The sequence below is a fragment of the Cryobacterium sp. HLT2-28 genome (genome assembly GCF_004402495.1).
Taxonomy (GTDB): domain Bacteria; phylum Actinomycetota; class Actinomycetes; order Actinomycetales; family Microbacteriaceae; genus Cryobacterium; species Cryobacterium mannosilyticum.
The window spans coordinates 64250-82731 of record NZ_SOFH01000017.1 but is presented as its reverse complement, the minus strand read 5'-3'; the positions used below and the strand labels follow the sequence as shown (position 1 = coordinate 82731).

General features: G+C 68.9%; 20 protein-coding genes and 1 tRNA gene. 12 read left to right on the top strand and 9 right to left on the bottom strand.

Features of this window, described 5'->3' with window-relative positions; translation table 11 throughout:
* Positions 1 to 93: 93 nt before the first annotated feature.
* The 3 genes from E3O48_RS07200 to E3O48_RS07190 form a co-directional block, all read right to left on the bottom strand.
* Positions 94 to 843, bottom strand: a complete 750-nt coding sequence (locus tag E3O48_RS07200) for an SGNH/GDSL hydrolase family protein (RefSeq protein WP_134537880.1) — start codon at positions 841 to 843, stop codon at positions 94 to 96.
* Between the two features lie 53 nt (positions 844 to 896).
* The gene (locus E3O48_RS07195) at positions 897 to 1508 is read right to left on the bottom strand and encodes a HEAT repeat domain-containing protein (protein ID WP_134509171.1); all 612 of its coding nucleotides are present in this window, start codon (positions 1506 to 1508) and stop codon (positions 897 to 899) included.
* Between the two features lie 72 nt (positions 1509 to 1580).
* The gene (locus E3O48_RS07190; RefSeq protein ID WP_166788642.1) at positions 1581 to 2045 is read right to left on the bottom strand and encodes a GNAT family N-acetyltransferase; all 465 of its coding nucleotides are present in this window, start codon (positions 2043 to 2045) and stop codon (positions 1581 to 1583) included.
* 69 nt (positions 2046 to 2114) lie between these two features.
* On the opposite strand from E3O48_RS07190, the gene E3O48_RS07185 reads away from it, so the two are divergent.
* Genes E3O48_RS07185 through E3O48_RS07175 form a run of 3 tightly spaced genes read left to right on the top strand, consistent with a single transcriptional unit; the run spans position 2115 to position 4253 of the window.
* Positions 2115 to 2561 carry a MaoC family dehydratase N-terminal domain-containing protein gene (locus E3O48_RS07185; RefSeq protein WP_134537878.1) on the top strand — a complete coding sequence of 149 codons (447 nt, stop codon included), beginning with the start codon at positions 2115 to 2117 and terminating at the stop codon, positions 2559 to 2561.
* The gene (locus E3O48_RS07180) at positions 2558 to 3016 is read left to right on the top strand and encodes a MaoC/PaaZ C-terminal domain-containing protein (RefSeq protein WP_134537877.1); all 459 of its coding nucleotides are present in this window, start codon (positions 2558 to 2560) and stop codon (positions 3014 to 3016) included. Before E3O48_RS07185 ends, E3O48_RS07180 begins: the two co-directional genes overlap by 4 nt.
* Positions 3009 to 4253, top strand: a complete 1245-nt coding sequence (locus E3O48_RS07175; RefSeq protein ID WP_134537876.1) for a UDP-N-acetylmuramate dehydrogenase — start codon at positions 3009 to 3011, stop codon at positions 4251 to 4253. Before E3O48_RS07180 ends, E3O48_RS07175 begins: the two co-directional genes overlap by 8 nt.
* 222 nt (positions 4254 to 4475) lie before the next feature.
* Here E3O48_RS07175 and E3O48_RS07170 read toward each other — a convergent pair whose 3' ends face one another.
* Positions 4476 to 4871 carry a hypothetical protein gene (locus E3O48_RS07170; RefSeq protein ID WP_134537875.1) on the bottom strand — a complete coding sequence of 132 codons (396 nt, stop codon included), beginning with the start codon at positions 4869 to 4871 and terminating at the stop codon, positions 4476 to 4478.
* On the bottom strand, positions 4868 to 6562 hold the full coding sequence (locus E3O48_RS07165) for a PspC domain-containing protein (RefSeq protein ID WP_166788641.1): 1695 nt from the start codon (positions 6560 to 6562) through the stop codon (positions 4868 to 4870). Before E3O48_RS07165 ends, E3O48_RS07170 begins: the two co-directional genes overlap by 4 nt.
* A gap of 127 nt (positions 6563 to 6689) precedes the next feature.
* On the opposite strand from E3O48_RS07165, the gene E3O48_RS07160 reads away from it, so the two are divergent.
* Positions 6690 to 8141: an ATP-binding protein gene (locus E3O48_RS07160; protein ID WP_241982440.1), complete on the top strand. Its 1452-nt coding sequence runs from the start codon at positions 6690 to 6692 to the stop codon at positions 8139 to 8141.
* A complete protein-coding gene (locus E3O48_RS07155; RefSeq protein ID WP_134537872.1) occupies positions 8128 to 8856 on the top strand; it encodes a response regulator transcription factor in 729 nt (242 codons plus the stop codon). The genes E3O48_RS07160 and E3O48_RS07155 overlap by 14 nt, the downstream gene beginning before the upstream one ends.
* A gap of 38 nt (positions 8857 to 8894) precedes the next feature.
* Here E3O48_RS07155 and E3O48_RS07150 read toward each other — a convergent pair whose 3' ends face one another.
* Both E3O48_RS07150 and E3O48_RS07145 read right to left on the bottom strand, forming a co-directional pair.
* Positions 8895 to 9767, bottom strand: coding sequence for an ABC transporter permease (locus tag E3O48_RS07150; RefSeq protein ID WP_134537871.1), 873 nt, complete (start codon positions 9765 to 9767; stop codon positions 8895 to 8897).
* Positions 9764 to 10744 carry an ABC transporter ATP-binding protein gene (locus E3O48_RS07145; RefSeq protein WP_370249392.1) on the bottom strand — a complete coding sequence of 327 codons (981 nt, stop codon included), beginning with the start codon at positions 10742 to 10744 and terminating at the stop codon, positions 9764 to 9766. The genes E3O48_RS07150 and E3O48_RS07145 overlap by 4 nt, the downstream gene beginning before the upstream one ends.
* Positions 10745 to 11755: 1011 nt before the next feature.
* Between E3O48_RS07145 and E3O48_RS07140 the strand changes: the two genes are divergently transcribed.
* Together E3O48_RS07140 and E3O48_RS07135 are read left to right on the top strand one after the other, a co-directional pair.
* The gene (locus E3O48_RS07140; protein ID WP_134537869.1) at positions 11756 to 12217 is read left to right on the top strand and encodes a Fur family transcriptional regulator; all 462 of its coding nucleotides are present in this window, start codon (positions 11756 to 11758) and stop codon (positions 12215 to 12217) included.
* 127 nt (positions 12218 to 12344) lie between these two features.
* The gene (locus E3O48_RS07135; protein WP_134537868.1) at positions 12345 to 12593 is read left to right on the top strand and encodes a hypothetical protein; all 249 of its coding nucleotides are present in this window, start codon (positions 12345 to 12347) and stop codon (positions 12591 to 12593) included.
* An 86-nt stretch (positions 12594 to 12679) separates the two neighbouring features.
* Here the strand turns inward: E3O48_RS07135 and E3O48_RS07130 are convergent, their stop codons facing one another.
* Positions 12680 to 13909 carry a pyridoxal phosphate-dependent aminotransferase gene (locus E3O48_RS07130; protein WP_134537867.1) on the bottom strand — a complete coding sequence of 410 codons (1230 nt, stop codon included), beginning with the start codon at positions 13907 to 13909 and terminating at the stop codon, positions 12680 to 12682.
* Between the two features lie 220 nt (positions 13910 to 14129).
* Between E3O48_RS07130 and E3O48_RS07125 the strand changes: the two genes are divergently transcribed.
* The 5 genes from E3O48_RS07125 to rplA all read left to right on the top strand — a co-directional run bounded on the left by E3O48_RS07125 (position 14130) and on the right by rplA (position 16865).
* A tRNA-Trp gene (locus tag E3O48_RS07125) sits at positions 14130 to 14202 on the top strand.
* A gap of 42 nt (positions 14203 to 14244) precedes the next feature.
* Positions 14245 to 14520 (top strand): preprotein translocase subunit SecE, encoded by a 276-nt coding sequence (secE, locus tag E3O48_RS07120; RefSeq protein ID WP_134537866.1) that lies wholly within the window; start codon positions 14245 to 14247, stop codon positions 14518 to 14520.
* Positions 14521 to 14613: 93 nt separating this feature from the next.
* Positions 14614 to 15567: a transcription termination/antitermination protein NusG gene (nusG, locus tag E3O48_RS07115; RefSeq protein WP_134537865.1), complete on the top strand. Its 954-nt coding sequence runs from the start codon at positions 14614 to 14616 to the stop codon at positions 15565 to 15567.
* A gap of 84 nt (positions 15568 to 15651) precedes the next feature.
* Positions 15652 to 16083: a 50S ribosomal protein L11 gene (gene rplK, locus E3O48_RS07110; protein WP_134424703.1), complete on the top strand. Its 432-nt coding sequence runs from the start codon at positions 15652 to 15654 to the stop codon at positions 16081 to 16083.
* A gap of 92 nt (positions 16084 to 16175) precedes the next feature.
* Positions 16176 to 16865 carry a 50S ribosomal protein L1 gene (gene rplA, locus E3O48_RS07105; RefSeq protein WP_134506161.1) on the top strand — a complete coding sequence of 230 codons (690 nt, stop codon included), beginning with the start codon at positions 16176 to 16178 and terminating at the stop codon, positions 16863 to 16865.
* An 88-nt stretch (positions 16866 to 16953) separates the two neighbouring features.
* Here rplA and E3O48_RS07100 read toward each other — a convergent pair whose 3' ends face one another.
* Entirely contained in the window at positions 16954 to 18480 is a 1527-nt protein-coding gene (locus E3O48_RS07100) for an APC family permease (protein ID WP_134537864.1), read from the bottom strand.
* Positions 18481 to 18482 lie beyond the last annotated feature (2 nt).

Below are 18482 nucleotides of genomic sequence, written 5' to 3'. Positions count from 1 at the left end.
ATATATTGATGAACGTCAATGTCTGGACGCGGGCGTGCGTGACCCCGGATTCCGGGGCGAGGCGTCGCCGGCCGGAACGGGCGGCACCCCGGCTCAGGCGTCGACGAGCTCGAGGGTGGGGCGTTTCGGCGGCCGTCCGTCGCCGGAGGAGCGGCCGGTGAGCCTGCGCCCGATCCACGGCAACACGTACTCGCGGTAGTACGCGGCGGTGCCCTGCACCCGGTCGGCGGCGGATGCCTCGACCTCGGCCCATTCGGCGGGCACCCGCACGCCGAGCGCGTCGAGCACGTTGGAGGCGACGCGGGTGTGCCCGAGGGCGTTCAGGTGCAGCTTGTCGACCGACCAGAACCGCGCGTCGGCGAGGTGTGCGTCGGCCCAGTTGTCGACCAGGGTGACCCCCGGGCGCACGAAGGCGTCCCGGGCGGCCTCGGCGAGCCGGTCGCCGCGGCGCTGCATCACCGCGCCCATCGGCAGGTGGCGTGACGGGTTGCCTCCGCTGAGCACGAGCACGTGGGCGCCGCTGTCGAGCCCGCGCTCGACGACCTGGTCCATCAGGTCGATGACGTAGCCGATCTCGACCCGGGGTCGCATCAGGTCGTTGCCGCCGCCGCAGATCGATAGCAGGTCGGGGGCCTGGCCGATGGCCGGTTCGAGCTGCTCGGCGACGATCGGGCCGAGCAGGCGCCCGCGCACGGCGAGGTTCGCATAGGAGACCGGGGCGTCGGAGGCCGCGGCGAGGCCGAGCGCGACCAGGTCGGCCCAGCCGCGGAGCCGGCCGCCCGGCAGCTCGTCGCCGACACCCTCGGTGAAACTGTCGCCGATGGCGACGTAACGCTGGAACATCAGGATCCCCTCACCCTGCGGATGCCGTCGGCGACATCCGCCGAGAGGTGATGCTACTCGCTCTCGTCGTGCGTGTGCCGGGTGCCGTGGGTCTGCTCCACGCCCTGGCTCGGGTCCTTCGGCAGGTTCCAGCGGCCGGAGAGCACGTCCCTGGCCTGCTGGGCGGCGCGGCGGACCTCTTTGTCGGGGTCGCGCAGGCGCTGCACGATCGTGGCGAGGTGGTCGGCGGTCCCCTGCGCGGCCAGGGCGTGCAGGGCGGCGGCGCGCACCCGGGGCACCTCGTCGGTGGTGAGGCGCACGAGCTTGGGGGCCACCTCGAGGCCCCGCAGCATGATGACCCGCGCGCACATCTCGCGCACCCGCCAGGCCTGGTTGTTCAGGCCCACCACGACGTAGGGCGCCGCAGCGTCACTCCAGACGTAGAGCAGGGCGCGGGCGCCCCACAGTTCGGGCCAGTACAGGGCGGGGGCGCCGTCGAGGATGCCCAGCGCGTGGCGGCCGCCGGCGTAGAGCAGGAAGTCTTTGCCGGCGTTCTTGGCGCGGAGGAGAGCGATGGAGTTGTCGATCACCGCTTGTTCGCCATAGTGCTCCACGGCAGCGTGGATGCGCTCGGCCGTCGGGAGGTCGATGGGAAGGTCGGGGTGGGGATCTAATTTGTTATGCATGGCACTGCCAAAACTAGCAAGCGCGCGCGGTGCAGGCCAATGCCGGATATCGCGGGCCGGGACGGCTGCGGCTCAGCGGGCGGCGTCGTCGGCCGGGAACGACCGCTCGAACCCGGTCGCCCGGTCGTAGATGCCGTAGTTGCCGATCTCCCGGTAGCCGAGGCGGCGGTAGAGGGCAAGCGCCTCCGGCTGGGCGTAGCCGGTCTCCAGCCGCACGTGCCGGTAGCCGAGTTCGCGGGCCAGCTCCTCGAGGGCGGCGAGCACCGTCGACGCGTGGCCGGCCCGGCGGTAGGCCGGGTTGGTCCACATCCGCTTGACCTCGCAGGTGGCGTCGTCGAGGCGACGGATGCCGCCGCCCGCCACGGTGTTGCCGCCGTCGAGGAGCACGATGAAGCCGCCGTGCGGCGGGTCGAAGGCGTCCGCCTCCACGTCGTGCACCGAGTCGCCGTCGCCGTAGCGTTCCTCGTACTCGCGGCGAAGGTCGGCGAGGAGAGGGGCGACCTCGGGGTCGGCCAGGCGTACGCGGGCAAGTTTCACACCCCTCAGTCTGCCCGATTCAGGCTGCCTGATCGGCCCGCTTCCCGGCGCGACCGGTAAACTCCTCCTGTGTCTGTCAACCCCGAACTGCAGGGCCGGGTCTTCCCGCCGGTCGCCTCCTATCTCGTCGGCCGGGAGAAGGTGCGCGAGTTCTCCCGCGCCGTCTTCGCGACCAACCCGATCAACCACGACCCGGAGGCCGCGCGCGCAGCGGGCTACGCCGACGTCGTCGCCCCGCCCACCTTCGCGGTGGTCGTGCAGGAAGCGACCCTGGCCCAGTTGCTGGCCGAACCGGATGCCGGCATCGACTTCAGCCGCGTCGTCCATGGCGACCAGCGGTTCAGCTTCAGCCGCCCGATCGTCGCCGGCGACCTGCTGACGGCGACCCTGACCGTGGCGAGCGTGAAGAGCCTGGGCGGCCACTCGATGGTCACGGCCGAGTCCCGCGTCGTGGACGCGGCCGGCGCCCACGTCGTGACCGCGACCTCCACCCTTGTCGTCAGGGGAGACGAATGAGCATCGAAAGCACCACGCCCCGCCTCGACGACCTGGTCGTCGGCGCCGTCGTCGCCGAAGCGAGCTTCCCGCTGACCCGCGATTCCCTCGTGCGCTACGCCGGGGCATCCGGGGACTTCAACCCCATCCACTACCGCGACGATGTGGCGGTCTCGGTGGGGCTGCCCGGCGTGCTCGCGCACGGCATGTTCACAATGGGCCTGGCCGTGCAGCCGGTCGTCGACTGGGCCGGCGACCCGGGCCGCATCGTCGACTACCAGGTGCGCTTTACCCGCCCGGTGCTCGTCGACCCGGTCGCCGGCGCCGTCGTGACGGTTGTCGCCAAGGTCGGCGCCATCGACGCGGATGCCGGAATCGCACGGATCGACCTCACCGTTTCGTTCAACGAGGTGACCGTGCTCGGCAAAGCGCAGGTGCGCGTCCGCCTGGCCGCCGCACCGCTCAGCGATGCCTGATTCCGTGGACGATTCGGTGCCCGATTCCGGCGCGCTCGCCGGGCGGGCGCCCCGGTTCGCCGACCTGACCACCATGCGGGTCGGCGGGTTGCCGGCCCGGCTGCTCTCCCCGGCCACCGAGCAGGAACTCGTCGACGCCACCCTCACCGCCTGGGGCTCCGGCGACGAGTGGATGCTGCTCGGCGGCGGCTCGAACACGGTCGTCTCCGACGACGGCTTCGACGGCACCGTGATCCGGGTGCTCACCCGTGGAGTGACGGTGCTGGATGCCGTGGCGGCCCATGCCGTGGCGGGCGGTGCCACGGCGGGCGCTGCCCCGGCGGCCGATGCCGCGGCGGCCGACCGGGTGCGGTTGCGCGTGCAGGCCGGCGAACCGTGGGACGATCTCGTCGCCCACACCGTCGAGCGGGGCTGGTCAGGCCTCGAGGCGCTCTCCGGCATCCCCGGTTCGACCGGGGCCGCGCCCGTGCAGAACATCGGCGCCTACGGCCAGGAGCTCTCCGACAGCCTGGTCGCGATCGACTTCCTCGACTACGAGACCGGCGTCCGCCGCCGGATCGAGGCGGCGGAGCTCGAGCTCGGCTACCGCACCTCCGTGCTCAAGCAGGGGCTGCGCGGCCTCGTGCTCGCGGTCGAACTGGAGTTGCACGACACGCAGGCCGAGGCATCCGTGCTCGGCGGCGCGCTCAGCCGGCCGGTCGCCTACCCGCAGCTGGCGGGGGCGCTCGGGGTGCAGGTGGGCGACCGGGTGCCGCTCGGGGCGCTGCGGGCATCCGTGCTCGCCCTGCGCGGGGCCAAGGGAATGGTGCTCGACCCCGGCGACCCCGACACGCACAGCGCCGGGTCGTTCTTCACCAACCCGATCGTGTCGCTGGCCTTCTCCCGCACGATGCCGGATGCGGCGCCGCGCTGGCCGCTCGGGGACGCGGAGCTGCCCGACCGGGTGATCCCGCTGGACGAGTACTACGGGGTCGGGCCGGTCGCGGATCCGAGCCCCGTGCGGCTCGTCAAGCTCAGCGCGGCCTGGCTGATCGAGAACTCCGGGATCTCGCGCGGCTTCCGGCTGCCGGGGTCGCGCGCGGCCATCTCCAGCAAGCACACCCTCGCGCTCACCAACAGCGGCGGGGCCACCGCGGACGAGATCGGCCAGCTCGCCCGTTTCGTGCAGGGCCGGGTGCAGTCGGAGTTCGGCGTGATCCTGCAGCCGGAGCCCATGCTGGTGGGCCTCGGCCTCTAGCCGTCGCGCGGGCTCGCTCGTCGCGCGGGCTCGCTCGTCGCGCGGGCTCGCTCGTCTCGGTACATGCTCGCGGCGCAGGTTGAGGAAGCGGGCGCGCGTTAGAACGTGCGCCGGCTTCCGCAGGGTGCGCCGCGAGCATCTCGGCCCGGCGGGTGAGGGATGCCGGCGGGCGCCTGCGGGCGCCGGCGGGCGCCTGCGGGGCGGATGCCGGTGGCCGTGCGATCAGGACGGGTGCCGCATCGCCGCCGCCACTCCGGCGACGACGAGCACGAGACCCGTCGCGATCACGCCGCCGAGCAGCCACAGCGAGGGGTCCATCGAGCCAGGTACCAGGGTGCGAAACACCATGAACCCGGCGAATGCGAGCGCGAGGGTTCCCCACAGGATGGTGCCGAACAGGGGATTCCGTCGGGGCGTGGTCGACGACCCGGCTGGCGGCGCGACGGCCTCCGGCATCGTCGGGAACGGAAGTGTCGCTGACGCATTAGGCAGGGTCTGGAACGGGAGCGTCGCGGCATCCGGCACGGACGCACTGTCTACGGTCGGGTTCTCGGTCGCGGTCGGCGTTGGATCCACGGTCGGATCCACGGTCGGGGTCGAGTTCTCGGAATCGGTCATGGGGTGCTCCTGAGTGTGCTGCCGGCATCGCTGCCGCCGATGAATTTGACCTGGCCGGCGAGCGACCAGACGCGAATGCGGGGAACGGACCGGGCATCCGTGCCGTTGACGGTGCGCACGTCCCGAATGAGCACACCGCCCCGCACGGGCTCGCCGCCGGTCGATTCAGAGCCGACCACCCCGGCGAGAAGATGGACCTCGACCTCGACCGGCCGCCGGGCCGGCAGAACGAGGGTGGTGACCCCGAACCCGAGCCACACGTCGACCGTTTGACCGTTCGTCTGGCGTCCCGTTGCCGTGTCCAGGTCGCTGAGGTCAACGGTCGGAGCGCCGGCGACCATGGCGTAGCCGGTTGGGGAGTCTTCGGCGGAGGACACGACGTTCCAGCGCTGGTTGCCGGCGAACGTGAACTGGGTTCCCTGGGGCGCAACCCCGACCCACACGAGCGCCACCACGGCGAGAAGGGCCATCCAGCCCAGCGCGCCGCTCTCCCGACCGCGGATGCCGGCGACGATGATTCCGACGGCGACCAGGCCGAGTGCCATGGCCAGGCCGAACACGAATGCGCCGGTCGACCACTCGCCGCTCGAGTAGCCCAGGTAGGCGATCGCGCCGGCCAGGAGAGCGAGGCCCAGCGTGATCGTGGTGGTGGCGGCGCTGGGTCGGCGTGCGCGCCACCGGGCGGCACGCTCGGACTGCTGGGCGAGTTGCTGCTCCCGCCGCACTCTGTTCTGGTCCTGCCAGGCCCGGTTCTGATCCGCCCGCAGCCGGTTCTGCTCCTCCTGACCCGCCCACGCTGCGGCCTGCTCGTGAATGGGGGAGCCCTGCGGGGGGTACTCCTGACTGGAAAATGCCGGACTGGAAGGTGCCTGGGTGGAGTACGCCGCGGGCGGTGACGTATCGCTCGGCGTCTCCTGGTTCGGCGCCCCCTGAGGGAATGCCTCGGTCGGCTGCGCTGCGGCGGCCGAATCGGCCGTCAGCGGGCCGAGGTCGGCGGGCACCGGCCGCACCGCGGGAGGCGGTGGCGTCGTGATCGTCGTTTCGTCCGGCGACGCCGGGGGTGTCGGCCCGCCCTGAGCCGATCCGTAGGGGGCAGAACCGTATGGCGTCGATCCATAGGGCGCAGAACCGTATGGCGCCGGCCCGCCCAGTGCTGGCCCGCCCTGCGCCGGCCCGCCCGGCGTGGTCCCGGCCTGGCGGCGCCGCACGAGGTAGACGATCAGCCACACGATTCCCGCGGCGACGGCGAGGCCCCACGCCACACTCAGTGTCGCGGTGATCCAGTCGGGCATTCCCCAGGCGCCGGGGGCACCGTCCCACCAGAATCCGCGGTTGAACGGCGCGATGGTCAGCACGAGGAGCGCGATGATGGCGATGATCGCGGGTTCGAACCGGCCGCGGAGTGCCTCCTCGGCGTGGATCCGGCCGAGCACGTTCGGCAGCAGCGCCCAGCCGATCGCATACAGCAACACGACGGGAGCACCCAGCACGCCCAGCACCACGACGATTCCGCGCACGATCATGGGGTCGAGGCCCGTTATCGCCGCGACGGAGCCGCAGACACCGGCCAGCCAGCGTTCGCTGCCGCGCACGAGTCCGCTGCGCCGGATCCAGTCGAAGAAACGGGTGAGTTGATCCGGCCTGGTGGGGGTCTGACCCTTCGCGGGGTAGTCGGGATTCTCTGCTGTCATGCTTAGACTCAACCACCGGCGGGGCGACAGGGCCATCAGGGACGACCCTGATTCAACCCTGAGATCCGGATGCCTGGGCCCCAGCCGTCGTTCAGGGTGCTTTGATGAAGAGATGAGAACCGAGCGGATGACGCGGCCGAGGCAGCGGCTGGTGGCGGGCGTCTGCGCCGGGTTCGCCGAGCACACCAGGCTGCCCGTGACCGCGGTGCGGGTCGGCACGGTGCTGCTCAGCATGGCCGGCGGCGCGGGTGCCCTGCTCTACGCCTGGCTCTGGGTGACCATCCCCGACACTCCGCCGCGCTCCGGCGCCCTGCCGAAGGCGAGCCTGGCTCGGCCGGCGGCCGCACCTGGTCGAGTAGGTGGGCTGAGCGTTCCGGACCGTGGCGGTCCACTGGTCGACGGGCAGGTCTCGGGTGGAGCGGCATCCGTCGGGTCAGCGGACGCCACCGCCGCGCGTGCGGCCCCGGTCACCGAAATCCTGCTCGGCCTTGCCCTGCTCGCCGCCGGATCGGCACTGGCGGCGAGTCGACTCGGCCTGAATGTGCCGCTGGCCGTCGTGATCCCCGGAATCGTCGTGCTCGCGGGCGTCGCCCTCGCCTGGCGGCAGTTCGCCGACATCCGGGTCGGCGCGCGAAGTGACTCCTCGGCGCTGCTCGTGCGGGCGCTCGGCGCCCTGTTGCTGGTCGCGGTCGGCATCCTGCTGTTCTTCGTCACGGGTGACCAACAGGGCGGATGGACGGTGGTCGTCGCATCCGTTTCGGTGCTGCTGGGCGTGATCGTCGTGATCGCGCCGTGGCTGGTGAGGCTGTCCCGCGACCTCGCCGATGAACGCTCGGAGCGGATTCGCGAGTCTGAGCGGGCAGAGATCGCCGCGCACCTCCACGACTCGGTGCTGCAGACCCTCGCGCTGATCCAGCAGAAGGCCGGCCCGCACAGCGACGCGGCCCGCCTGGCCCGGGCCCAGGAGCGGGAGCTGCGGGAGTGGTTGTTCACCGGAGTGCACGGCGCCGGTGCACGCGGGGCCCGCCCGGCAGACCCTGCCGACACCTCTGGCACCTTCGCCCCCGCCGAGGCGCCGATCGATCTGCCGGCCGCGCTTCGGCGCATCGTTGGGGAGATCGAGGCCGACTTCCCGGTGCAGTTCGAGGTGGTGACGGTCGGAACCGCGCCGGCCGTCGTGCCGGATGCGCTGATCGCCGCGGCCCGCGAGGCCATGCTGAACGCGGCCTGGCACGCTGGTGGCACCGTCTCGGTCTACCTCGAGACGAGCAAGGTCGGCAGCACGTTGAGCGTCACCGATCGGGGACCTGGCTTCCGACTCGCCGACATTCCGTCCGACCGGCACGGCGTGCGCGAGTCGATCATCGGGCGGATGAATCGGATCGGTGGATCCGCAGCGGTTCGGCCGGGCCCAGGCGGGTCGGGCACCGAGATCCTGCTGAGCCTGCCGCTCGGCGGGACTGCGACATCCGCCCCGCTTATCGGCGTGGGCGCCGCAACCGCAAACGCCGGAGCACCCAGCGCAGCAACAGCCGGCGCCGGAACCGGAGCAGAGGATCAGGGCCATGACGAGCAATGAGGCGCGATCCGGCGATCCGGTCGCCGAGGCATCCGCCACGCTCGACGGGCCTGGCGCGGATGTCGCGCTCCTGTCGGTCGTGATCGTCGACGACCATTCGATCTTCCGTTCCGGGCTGCGCGCCGAACTCGACGCGGGCATCAGGGTGCTCGGCGAGGCCGCGACCGTCGACGAGGCGGTCACGATCGTCGCCCGGCTGCAACCTCGGGTGGTGCTGCTTGACGTGCATCTGCCCGGAGGTCGCGGCGGCGGCGGCGGCGAGGTCATCCTCGACGCAGCGCCCAGCGCCCCGCACACCCTCTTCCTGGCCCTGAGCGTGTCGGACGCCGCCGACGACGTCGTGCGGGTGATCCGAGCGGGCGCGCGGGGCTACATCACCAAGAGCGCGTCCGGCGCCGAGGTGTCGGAGGCCGCCCGCCGGGTCGCGTCCGGCGACGCCGTGTTCTCGCCGAAGCTGGCCGGGTTCGTGCTCGACGCCTTCGGCGCGGTCGCCGGCGAGATGGCAGAGACGATGGAGGAGCTCGACCGGCTCTCCGGCCGCGAGCAGGAGGTGATGCGCCTGATCGCCCGCGGCTACACCTACCGGGAGGTCGCCGGCACCCTGTTCATCTCGCCGAAGACCGTCGAGACGCACGTGTCGGCGGTGCTGCGCAAGCTGCAGTTGTCCTCCCGCTACGAGCTCACGGCCTGGGCGCTCGAGCGCAAGCTGCTGTAGACGCCGCCGTGTGCGCGCGGATGCCGGGCGTCCGTGGCTCAGGCGTCCTTCCGGATCCACCGGAACGTGACTCTGCTGAGCACGAGCCCGACCACGAGCCAGATGCCGAGGTTGAGCGCCACCAGAGGGAGGTCGAACGAGCCCGACTGCTCCAGGTTGGCGAAGCTCTCCGGCAGGAACACTGCGCGCATGCCCTGCGCCATCCACTTCAGGGGAAACGCGCTCGCCAGGTTCTGCATCCACTCCGGCAGAAGGTAGAACTGCAGGTAGACACCGGAGATGAACTGCAGGATCAGCACGATTGGGATGACCACGGCCGTTGCGCTCCTTCCCGAGCGTGGGAGCGCAGACAGTGCGATGCCCAGGAAGGCGCAGGTGATCGTTCCGAACAGGAAGACCCAGGCGAAGGTCAGCCAGGTGTCCGGGTCGGTCGGCAGGTCGATGTTCAGCACAAAACGTGCAACGAGCATCAGCAGCGCCGCCTGAATCGTGCCCGTGACCAGTACCATGCCGATCTTGCCGATGAAGTAGCTCAGCGGGGACAACGGCGTGCCGCCGAGGCGTTTGAGGGTGCCGTCCCCCTTCTCCCCGGCGATGTCCACCGCGAGGTTTTGCACCCCGGAGAGCAGCATGCCCGCGGCGAGCATTCCTGGCAGGTAGTACGCACCCACGCTGATGCCGCCGGTGCCGTCCGGCGCCTCGCCGATATTGCCCCGAGCCCCGAACGCCGCCGTGAAGATGCCCAGCATGATGAACGGGAACAGGAAGGTGAAGAAAACGCTGTCGGGGCTGCGGAAGTAGATCCGGGTCTCGTAGACCACGCGGGAGGCGCCGAGCCCGAGCAGGCCGGGGCGCCGCATCCGCATGCCGTCGACCGGGCGGCGGGCGGCGGCTGTGGTGGCGTCGCTCATGAATGCGCCTCCGTGACCGTCGTCTCGTCGGCCGCCAACTCGTCGGCTGCCACCCGGCCAGTGGCCGTATCGCGGTCGTCCGACTGCTTGCCGGCATCCTCCTCGCCACGGATTTGATCGGTCGCCCCGCGAACGAGGCCGAGGTACACGGCCTCCAGACTGGGCCGGATCACCTCGAGGTCGACAGGTTCTGCGCCCGCGGCGCCGACCAGCTCGGCCACCACCTGGCCGGGCCGATCGGTGCGAATTTCTTTGATTACTCCGTGGGCGTCCCGCCAGCGCACGAGCGGCACCCGCGCCTCGGCGCCGCCGATCTCGTCGATGGCTCCGATGTCGATCAGCCGTCCGCCGTTGATCACCCCGGCTCGGTCGCCCAGCTGGGCGGCCTCGTCGAGATAGTGCGTGGTGAGCAGGATGGTGGTGCCCTCCGCCTTGAGCCGGCGCACCAGGTCCCAGAACTGATGCCGCGCCTCGGGGTCGAACCCCGTGGTCGGTTCGTCGAGGAACAGAAGCTCCGGCCGACCGATGATGCCGAGTGCGACATCCACTCGCCGGCGTTGCCCGCCGGAGAGGCGGCTGATGCGGGTCTTCGCCTTCTCCTCGAGGCCTACGGCGGCGATGACCTCCGCGACGCCGCGCGGATTGGGGTAGAGGCCGGCGAAGTGGCTGAGCTGCTCGGTCACAGTCACGGCGCCGCTCTCGCCGGTGGACTGCAGCACGACGCCCAAGCGCGCCTTCCAGTCAAGTCCACCGCGTTGCGGGTCTGCGCCGAGCACGCTCACCTCGCCGGAACTGCGGTCGCGGTAGCCCTCGAGGATCTCGATCACGGTGCTCTTGCCGGCGCCGTTCGGGCCGAGCAAAGCGAACGTTTCACCTGGGTGGATGTCGAAGTTGATTCCCTTGACGGCCTCGAAACTCCCATAAGACTTGTGCAGGTCGCGCACGCGCACGACGGCGGACGAAGATTCCATCTCCATAGCGTGCCAGCCCGGGGGCGAAGCGGCAAGCGCCGCCCGCGAGGGTTTAGGGGCGGCCGGCCAATCTTCGGATGCCGCCACGATCAATGGCCACAGAAAGTTGGCGCACCCTCAATAATGGGTCCCGAGGCGGGGGAGAGAGTCGGGCGGGGGCAGGGAGTGCACCCGAGATGGTCGAGGTGCAAACCCGGTTCGACATTGGTATTTCTTCCTTTCCGCAACTGAGAATCGACCGGTGATCATCTCCCTTGCCGGGATCTCGCCGGAGGCCGTTGTCGAACGCTACCTGTCGCACCCCGTGAGTGATCGCGTCCGGGCGAGTCCCGACATCCGGGGTGGCCAAACCGTTGCGGATGCTGCGCTCAACGCGTTCGACGTGGCAGGGTATGCCGCGACGCGCAACCAGGTGCTTCCGGAATCGGCTTGCGGTGCGTCCCGGCTGTCGCCCTACATCCGCCACGGGTTGCTGTCGTTGCGGGAGGTCTGGAACGCGGGCGCAGGTCCGGCACCGGATGTCTCGAAGCGACTCGCCAAACTGCGCGATGCCCGACTTCGTTGCCGCATAGATCGCGTAGAACGGCATCCGACGAGCGCAATCCCACTGGAAACGTTCAAGAGGATGCTGCCGCGCCCCTCCCAATTCCGAAGGAGCGTGGATAACAGGGTCTTGGTCAACAGGATAGGGGCGGTGAGATCAAGATCGATCATCGAGTGGACACCCGCATCTCAACTCAAGCCTCCCCGCGCGCACATTCCCCGCGTTGTTGACGAGGAGATCGACGACGCTCCAGGACCACCGCGTGTGCGATTCGCTCAACCGGGCTGGGGCAAGTCTTCGACCAGGATCTCCGTCGTCACCGACGCGTCTACGGGATATCCACCCGCGAGGGCGGGAATTCCCGCCTGTGCGCTGCCTGAGCGGCACCGTTGGCAGGGTAGACCCAACCGGCACGAGGCACCGGATCACCGACTAGATTTGATATTATCAAAACAACCTGTAGTGTTATCGAAATGACGCATTCAGATTCCCTCGGTTCGGCCAGCCTGGCCGACGCGGTGCGAGCGGCTGGGCTGAAAGTCACCGCTCCACGACTGGCCGTCCTGAAGACACTGCAGAGTGCGCCGCACTCCAGCGCGTATGAAGTGTTCGCGAGTGTGCGCCCCGAGCTGCCGGGCACTTCGGTGCAAGCCGTGTACGGAGTTCTGGCTGCATTCACCTCCGCGGGTCTTGTGCGTCGCGTTGACCCCGCCGGCTCACCCGCACGGTTTGAGTACCGTGTCGGTGACAATCACCACCACATTCTCTGCGTGCGCTGCGGGGACCTGAAAGATGTCGACTGCGTCATCGGAGCGGCCCCGTGCCTCACCCCGTCCGACACCTCTGGCTTTACGGTTCTCGCTGCGGAGGTCACCTTTACCGGACTCTGCGGAGCCTGCCGGAGCCAGATCGCGATCGAGGGCGCGGCCAGCTAGCAACACTCCGGCAGCAACGCCCCCAGCGCATGCGAACTCTGACCTGAGTGCGTGCAGGGAGCTGTCCGGATGTCTTCGGCGCGCCACTACCCACCACCAATCCCTCAATCAACAAAAGGACTGCACCATGACGATCACCAGCGAACTCGACCTCTCCACCGACTTTGAGACGTCCCGCGAGACTGAAAGGCCTGCTCCCCGACTCGCTCCCCAGGAAGAGGGCACCTACGTCACGACTCGATTGCCCCGGGCCTCCGCGGTCGGAAGCTATGTGACGACATCCCGTGCTGTCGGTTCCGGACGCGACCTGCGCGGAAACTACGTGAGCGGCACCAAGGCCGCCTCCATGATCGCCGGCTCGTACGTCAGTCTCTAGCGCGGTTATCGCTCCGTGTGCACGTGTGTGAGAATACCGTGCCCCACCGCTCGGCCTGGTTTGGCTGTTGACGGCTCTCGGCCAGGTCAGGCGAAGAGGCGCTGCAGGCGCTGCACTCCTTCGAGCAGGGCGTCGTCGCCGAGCGCATAGGAGAAACGGAGGTAGCCGCTCGGGCCGAAGGCCTCACCCGGGACCGCGGCCACCTCGACCTGGTCGAGGATCAGGTCGGCGAGCTCGAGCGACGTCGTCGGCGTGACGCCGCCCCACGGGCGGCCGAGCAGGCCGGTGACGTCAGGGTAGACGTAGAACGCGCCCTGCGGCGTCGGGGTCACCATGCCGGGGATCTTGTTCAGCTCGGCGACGATGACCGTGCGGCGGCGGTCGAAGGCGTCCCGCATGGCGAGCGCGGCATCCTGCGGCCCGGTCAGGGCGGCGATGCCGGCGCGCTGGGAGATGTTCGAGACGTTCGAGGTCAGGTGCGACTGCAGGTTGGCGGCGGCCTTGATCGCGTCCTGCGGGCCCACCATCCAGCCGAGGCGCCAGCCGGTCATCGCATACGTCTTGGCGACGCCGTTGACGAGGATGGTGCGGTCGGCCAGGGCGGGCACGGCCTCGACGATCGACACGGCGCGCTGTTCCGCCGCTTGCCCTGAGCTCGTCGAAGGGTCGTAGGTGAGGTTCTGGTAGATCTCGTCGCTGATGATCCACAGGCCGTGCTCCTCGGCCCATTCGCCGATGGCCTTCGTCTGCTCGGGAGAGTAGACCGCACCGGTCGGGTTCGACGGCGACACGAACAGCAGCACCTTGGTGCGCGGGGTACGCGCGGCCTCGAGCTGCTCGACCGTGACGAGGTAGCCCTGGTCGGCGCCGGCGAAGACGTCGACCGGCACGCCGCCGGCCAGCCGGATCGACTCGGGGTAGGTGGTCCAGTACGGGGTGGGGACGATGACCTCGTCCCCCGGGTCGAGCAGCGTGGCGAAGGCCTGGTAGACCGCCTGCTTGCCGCCGTTGGTGACGACCACCTGACTGGGCGAGATCACCAGCCCGCTGTCCCGGAGGGTCTTGGCCGCGATGGCCTCGCGCAGGTCGGGCAGCCCGGCCGCCGGGGTGTAGCGGTGGTTCTTCGGGTCCGACACCGCCAGGAGCGCCGCCTCGACGATGTGCGGAGGGGTCGGGAAGTCAGGCTCGCCCGCGGCGAAACTGATCACCGGCCGGCCGGCCGCCTGGAGCGCCTTGGCCTTGCCGTCGACCTTGAGGGTCGCCGACTCCGCGATGGAGCCGATCCGAGTAGAGATTCGCTTGAGTTCGTGAGCCACGCTTCGAGCATACGGCGGCAGGCCATCCCGGCGAAGGCGCGGGGACGTGAATCTCGGAGCGGGCGGCCCCCGCGGTGCCCCGGCTTTACTCTCGTCCCGGAGTGACCTAGACTTGATCGAGGTAGTTGAATTCTGCCATGCTTTTTTGCGCCCTTTTTGGTGTGTCCGAGTGACTCGCCCGAAAGCCGCGAAGACGAGTGGCGCTCAGGATTCTCTGCATAGGGTGGTGGCTCAATTGGTAGAGCAGCGGTCTCCAAAACCGCAGGTTGCAGGTTCGAGTCCTGTCCGCCCTGCAAGTCGGTGGCATTCCGTCGGCCCAGGAAAGGTGTGAACAGGTGGCCCGAAAAGTTGTCGACGAACCCAGTGAGGAAATCGTCGCAAACGCGAGAATGGCGCGCGATTCCCAGCGCGGTCCCTTCGCTCGGATGTCCCTGTTCTTCAAGCAGGTCATGGCGGAGCTCCGCAAGGTCGTCACGCCGACCCGCAAGGAACTTCTGAGCTACACGGGTGTCGTGCTGGTCTTCGTGGTGATCATGATGGCCCTGGTATCGGCACTCGACTGGGTGTTCGCGCTCGTCGTGACATACGTGTTCGGAACGCCAAGCGGCTGAACGGATGCCGCCAGGCGGCTCCCGCAAGGATTCATGGCAACGCTGAACGGGTCACGCTTTCGTGCCCAGGCAATAGATAAGGATTGAGATTTAGTGACTGAGACGAATCACGACGATGTCGACTGGGCCACCGCTGCCGAACAGTCCTCAGACGAAGACGAGGCGCAGGAGGGCAACACCCTCGCCGCCGAAGAAGACTCCGTAGAGGCCGCCGAGCAGGCAGCCGTGCACGTGTTCGACCCGAGCATCGGCGTCGAAGACAATCTCGACGCCGCGCTTGACGCGCTCGCCGAATCGGTCGACCCCGAGGCCGACGCGCTCGTCGACGACGCCCTCGACATCGACTCCGCCGACGAAGCGGATGCGTCCGTCGAGGCCGTGCAGGACGAAGAGGCGACCGAGGCCGCGGCCGAGGAAGCCGTCGACGAGGACCCGTACGCCGAGTTCCGCAAGGAACTGCGCTTCCAGCCGGGCAAGTGGTTCGTCATCCACTCCTACGCCGGCTTCGAACGCCGCGTGAAGTCGAACATCGAGAACCGCAAGCAGTCGATGGCCATGGAAGATTTCATCTACCAGGTCGAGGTTCCGATGGAAGACGTCGTCGAGATCAAGAACGGCCAGCGCAAGATGGTCACTCGCGTCCGCATCCCCGGCTACGTGCTGGTGCGGATGGACCTGAACGAAGACAGCTGGTCCGTGGTTCGCCACACCCCCGGCGTCACCGGCTTCGTCGGCAACGCCCACAACCCGACCCCCCTGCGCTTCGAAGAGGCCTTCGGCATGCTGAAGAGCCTCGTCGAGATCCAGGAAGTGCCCACCGCGAAGTCCGGCGCAGGCCACGGCGGCAAGGTTCCCACCCGCGCCCTCCCGGCCGAGATCGACTACGAAATCGGCGAGACCATCACGATCAAGGAAGGCTCGTTCGCGGGTCTGCCCGGATCGATCAGCGAGATCAAGGCGGAGAGCGGCAAGCTCATCGTGCTGGTGTCCCTGTTCGAGCGCGAGACCCCGGTGGAGCTCAGCTTCGACCAGGTCACCAAGCTCTAAGAAGTTTCCAGTTCACCGGGGCCCATCCGGGCCACCGGGAGAGCGGCCCTCGCGGCTGCTCGTCATCACAAAGAAGGAAGAACAATGGCACCGAAGAAGAAGGTAACTGGTCTGATCAAGCTTCAGATCAAGGCCGGCGCCGCCAACCCCGCACCGCCCATCGGGCCGGCGCTTGGTCAGCACGGCGTCAACATCATGGAATTCTGCAAGGCCTACAACGCCCAGACGGAATCCCAGCGCGGCAACGTCATCCCGGTGGAGATCACCGTCTACGACGACCGTTCATTCACTTTCATCCTGAAGACCCCGCCCGCGGCGGAGCTCATCAAGAAGGCTGCCGGCGTCGCCAAGGGCAGCGGTACCCCGCACACCGTCAAGGTTGCGAAGCTCACCAAGGCGCAGGTTCGCGAAATCGCCGAAGCCAAGATGGTCGACCTCAACGCGAACGACCTCGACGCTGCGTCGAAGATCATCGCCGGCACGGCCCGCTCGATGGGCATCACGGTCGAGGCCTGAGCCTAAACCCCCGGCATCCCGCCACCCAGCAGTACGTGGAAGAGCCAGCCAGGCTCGCACCACACTCTCAAATTTTTGTACAGGAGATTCAAATGGCACAGAAGTCAAAGGCCTACCGGGCCGCGGCCGAAAAGATCGAAGCCGACAAGTTCTACACCCCCGTCGAGGCCGTCACGCTGGCCCGCGAGACCGGTTCGGCGAACTTCAACTCGACCGTTGAGGTTGCCCTCAAGCTCGGCGTCGACCCGCGCAAGGCGGACCAGATGGTGCGTGGAACCGTTATTCTTCCTCACGGGACCGGTCGCACCGCCCGCGTCATCGTCTTCGCAACCGGCCCGGCCGCCGATGCGGCCATCGCAGCCGGCGCCGACGAGGTCGGTGGCGACGAGCTGATCGAGAAGGTGGCCGCCGGCTACACCTCGTTCGACTCCGCCGTCTCGACCCCGGAGCTGATGGGCAAGGTCGGCCGTCTCGGAAAGGTGCTCGGCCCGCGTGGCCTCATGCCGAACCCGAAGACCGGCACCGTGACGCCTGACGTCGCGAAGGCCGTGTCCGACATCAAGGGCGGAAAGATCGAATTCCGCGTCGACAAGCACGCCAACGTGCAGTTCGTCGTCGGCAAGGCATCCTTCACCGCCGAGCAGCTCAACGAGAACATCGCCGCAGCACTCGAGGAGATCGTGCGCCTCAAGCCCAGCTCCTCCAAGGGCCGCTACATCATGAAGGGCGCCGTGTCGACCACGTTCGGCCCCGGCATCCCGCTCGATGTGAACAGCATCTAAACCCCCACCAGCACGAAGGGCCCGTCGCGAGACGGGCCCTTCGTTCGTTAAGACGCGTTCGGCCGGACGGCGTCAGGTCGAACGGCGCTCAGTCGGTGTCGGATGTCGACCGAGCGTTGTCAGGGTGCGCCCGCAGCATCGCGGCCACGGCGATCGCATCACCCTCCGGCTGGTGCGATGCGCTGTGCGGTTTGGCGATGAACAGGTAGAGCAGCCCGGTGCCCATCACGACCGCGAGTCCGATCAGAACGATCCAGTCGTCGAGGAACACCCCGGTCGCGCCCGGCCTGGCCAGCAGCACCATCGCGAAGATCCCGTAGGCGAGGGCGACCACGTTGACCACGAAACCGAACCGGCCCAGGTTGAACGGCCCGGCCGGCCGCCAGCCCTTGAGCCGCTGCCGGAGCGCCGCGAGCACCACGGCCTGGAACGCCACGTAGATGCCGATCACCGCGAAGGCCGTGATCCGGGCCAGCAGCGTGCTGCCGCCCACGTAGATGAGCAGGCAGAGCAGGAGGGGGATCGTGCAGGCCACGATCAGGGCGTTCACCGGCACCGCGGTGCGCGGGGACACCCGGGAGAGCCAGGCGTGGCCGGGGATCATCCCGTCCCGCGCGAACGAGAACAGGAGCCGGCTGGCAGCGGCCTGCAGGCTCAGCACGCAGGACAGGAACGCGGTGAGCGCGACCACGAGGAAGATCTTCGCGCCGACGGTGCCGAGCGAGGCGTCGAGGATCGCGGGGATCGGGTCGATGTCCTTCCCGGTGACGATGGCCTGGAGATCGGGGGCGGCCAGCACGTAGCCGCCGAACGAGAACAGGGCCGAGACCCCGCCGACGAGGATGGTCAGGATCATCGCCCGGGGGATGCCCCTGGCCGGGTTCTCGACCTCCTCGGCCACGTCCCCGCAGGCTTCGAATCCGTAGAACAGGAACAGCCCGGCGAGGGCCGCGCCGAGGAACGCGGCGACGTAGCTGCCGTCGCCCTGCACGCCCATGGTGTCGAAGAAGACGCTGAACTCCTGCTTACGCTGGAAGATCAAGAGGTAGAGGCCGAGCCCGACGACGCCGACGAGTTCCGCGGCGAGGCCGATCCGGGCGACCCGGCCGAGTGTCTTCGTGCCGGAGAAGTTCAGGCCGAAGGCGACCACGAGGAAGAGCACCGACAGGCCCAGGGTGACCTCATTGGTCACCGGCGCGTTGATCAGGCTGGCCAGGAAGCCCGTGCCGAACTCGGCGACTGCGGTGATGGTCACGATCATCGCCCAGACGTAGACCCAGGCCGCCATCCAGGCGTAGCGCTTGCCCCAGAGCCTGCGGGTCCACGGGTAGATCCCGCCGGCGATCGGGTACTGCGAGACGACCTCGCCGAAGACGAGCGCCACCAGCAGCTGGCCGGTGCCGACGATGATCAGCCAGAAGATCGAGGGCGGCCCGCCCGTGCTGAGGGCGAGCGCGAACAGCGAGTACACGCCGACGAGCGGCGAGAGGTAGGTGAAGCCGAGGGCGAAGTTCGCCCAGAGGCCCATGGAGCGGTGGAAGGAGTTCTCGTAGCCGAGGGCCTTGAGGTGCTCGCTGTCGCCGAGCCCCTTCTGCGGGGACGGGTTGTCGTTCATGA

Bases quoted from the DNA above. Each gene is read 5' to 3' on its own strand.
- E3O48_RS07150 (WP_134537871.1), bottom strand. From the start codon at position 9,767: ATGAGCGACGCCACCACAGCCGCCGCCCGCCGCCCGGTCGACGGCATG.
- E3O48_RS07100 (WP_134537864.1), bottom strand. From the start codon at position 18,480: ATGAACGACAACCCGTCCCCGCAGAAGGGGCTCGGCGACAGCGAGCAC.
- E3O48_RS07155 (WP_134537872.1), top strand. From the start codon at position 8,128: ATGACGAGCAATGAGGCGCGATCCGGCGATCCGGTCGCCGAGGCATCC.
- E3O48_RS07195 (WP_134509171.1), bottom strand. From the start codon at position 1,508: ATGCATAACAAATTAGATCCCCACCCCGACCTTCCCATCGACCTCCCG.
- E3O48_RS07175 (WP_134537876.1), top strand. From the start codon at position 3,009: ATGCCTGATTCCGTGGACGATTCGGTGCCCGATTCCGGCGCGCTCGCC.
- E3O48_RS07160 (WP_241982440.1), top strand. From the start codon at position 6,690: ATGACGCGGCCGAGGCAGCGGCTGGTGGCGGGCGTCTGCGCCGGGTTC.
- E3O48_RS07170 (WP_134537875.1), bottom strand. From the start codon at position 4,871: ATGACCGATTCCGAGAACTCGACCCCGACCGTGGATCCGACCGTGGAT.
- E3O48_RS07145 (WP_370249392.1), bottom strand. From the start codon at position 10,744: ATGGAGATGGAATCTTCGTCCGCCGTCGTGCGCGTGCGCGACCTGCAC.
- E3O48_RS07165 (WP_166788641.1), bottom strand. From the start codon at position 6,562: ATGACAGCAGAGAATCCCGACTACCCCGCGAAGGGTCAGACCCCCACC.
- E3O48_RS07180 (WP_134537877.1), top strand. From the start codon at position 2,558: ATGAGCATCGAAAGCACCACGCCCCGCCTCGACGACCTGGTCGTCGGC.
- E3O48_RS07200 (WP_134537880.1), bottom strand. From the start codon at position 843: ATGTTCCAGCGTTACGTCGCCATCGGCGACAGTTTCACCGAGGGTGTC.
- E3O48_RS07140 (WP_134537869.1), top strand. From the start codon at position 11,756: ATGACGCATTCAGATTCCCTCGGTTCGGCCAGCCTGGCCGACGCGGTG.
- rplK (WP_134424703.1), top strand. From the start codon at position 15,652: ATGGCACCGAAGAAGAAGGTAACTGGTCTGATCAAGCTTCAGATCAAG.
- E3O48_RS07135 (WP_134537868.1), top strand. From the start codon at position 12,345: ATGACGATCACCAGCGAACTCGACCTCTCCACCGACTTTGAGACGTCC.
- rplA (WP_134506161.1), top strand. From the start codon at position 16,176: ATGGCACAGAAGTCAAAGGCCTACCGGGCCGCGGCCGAAAAGATCGAA.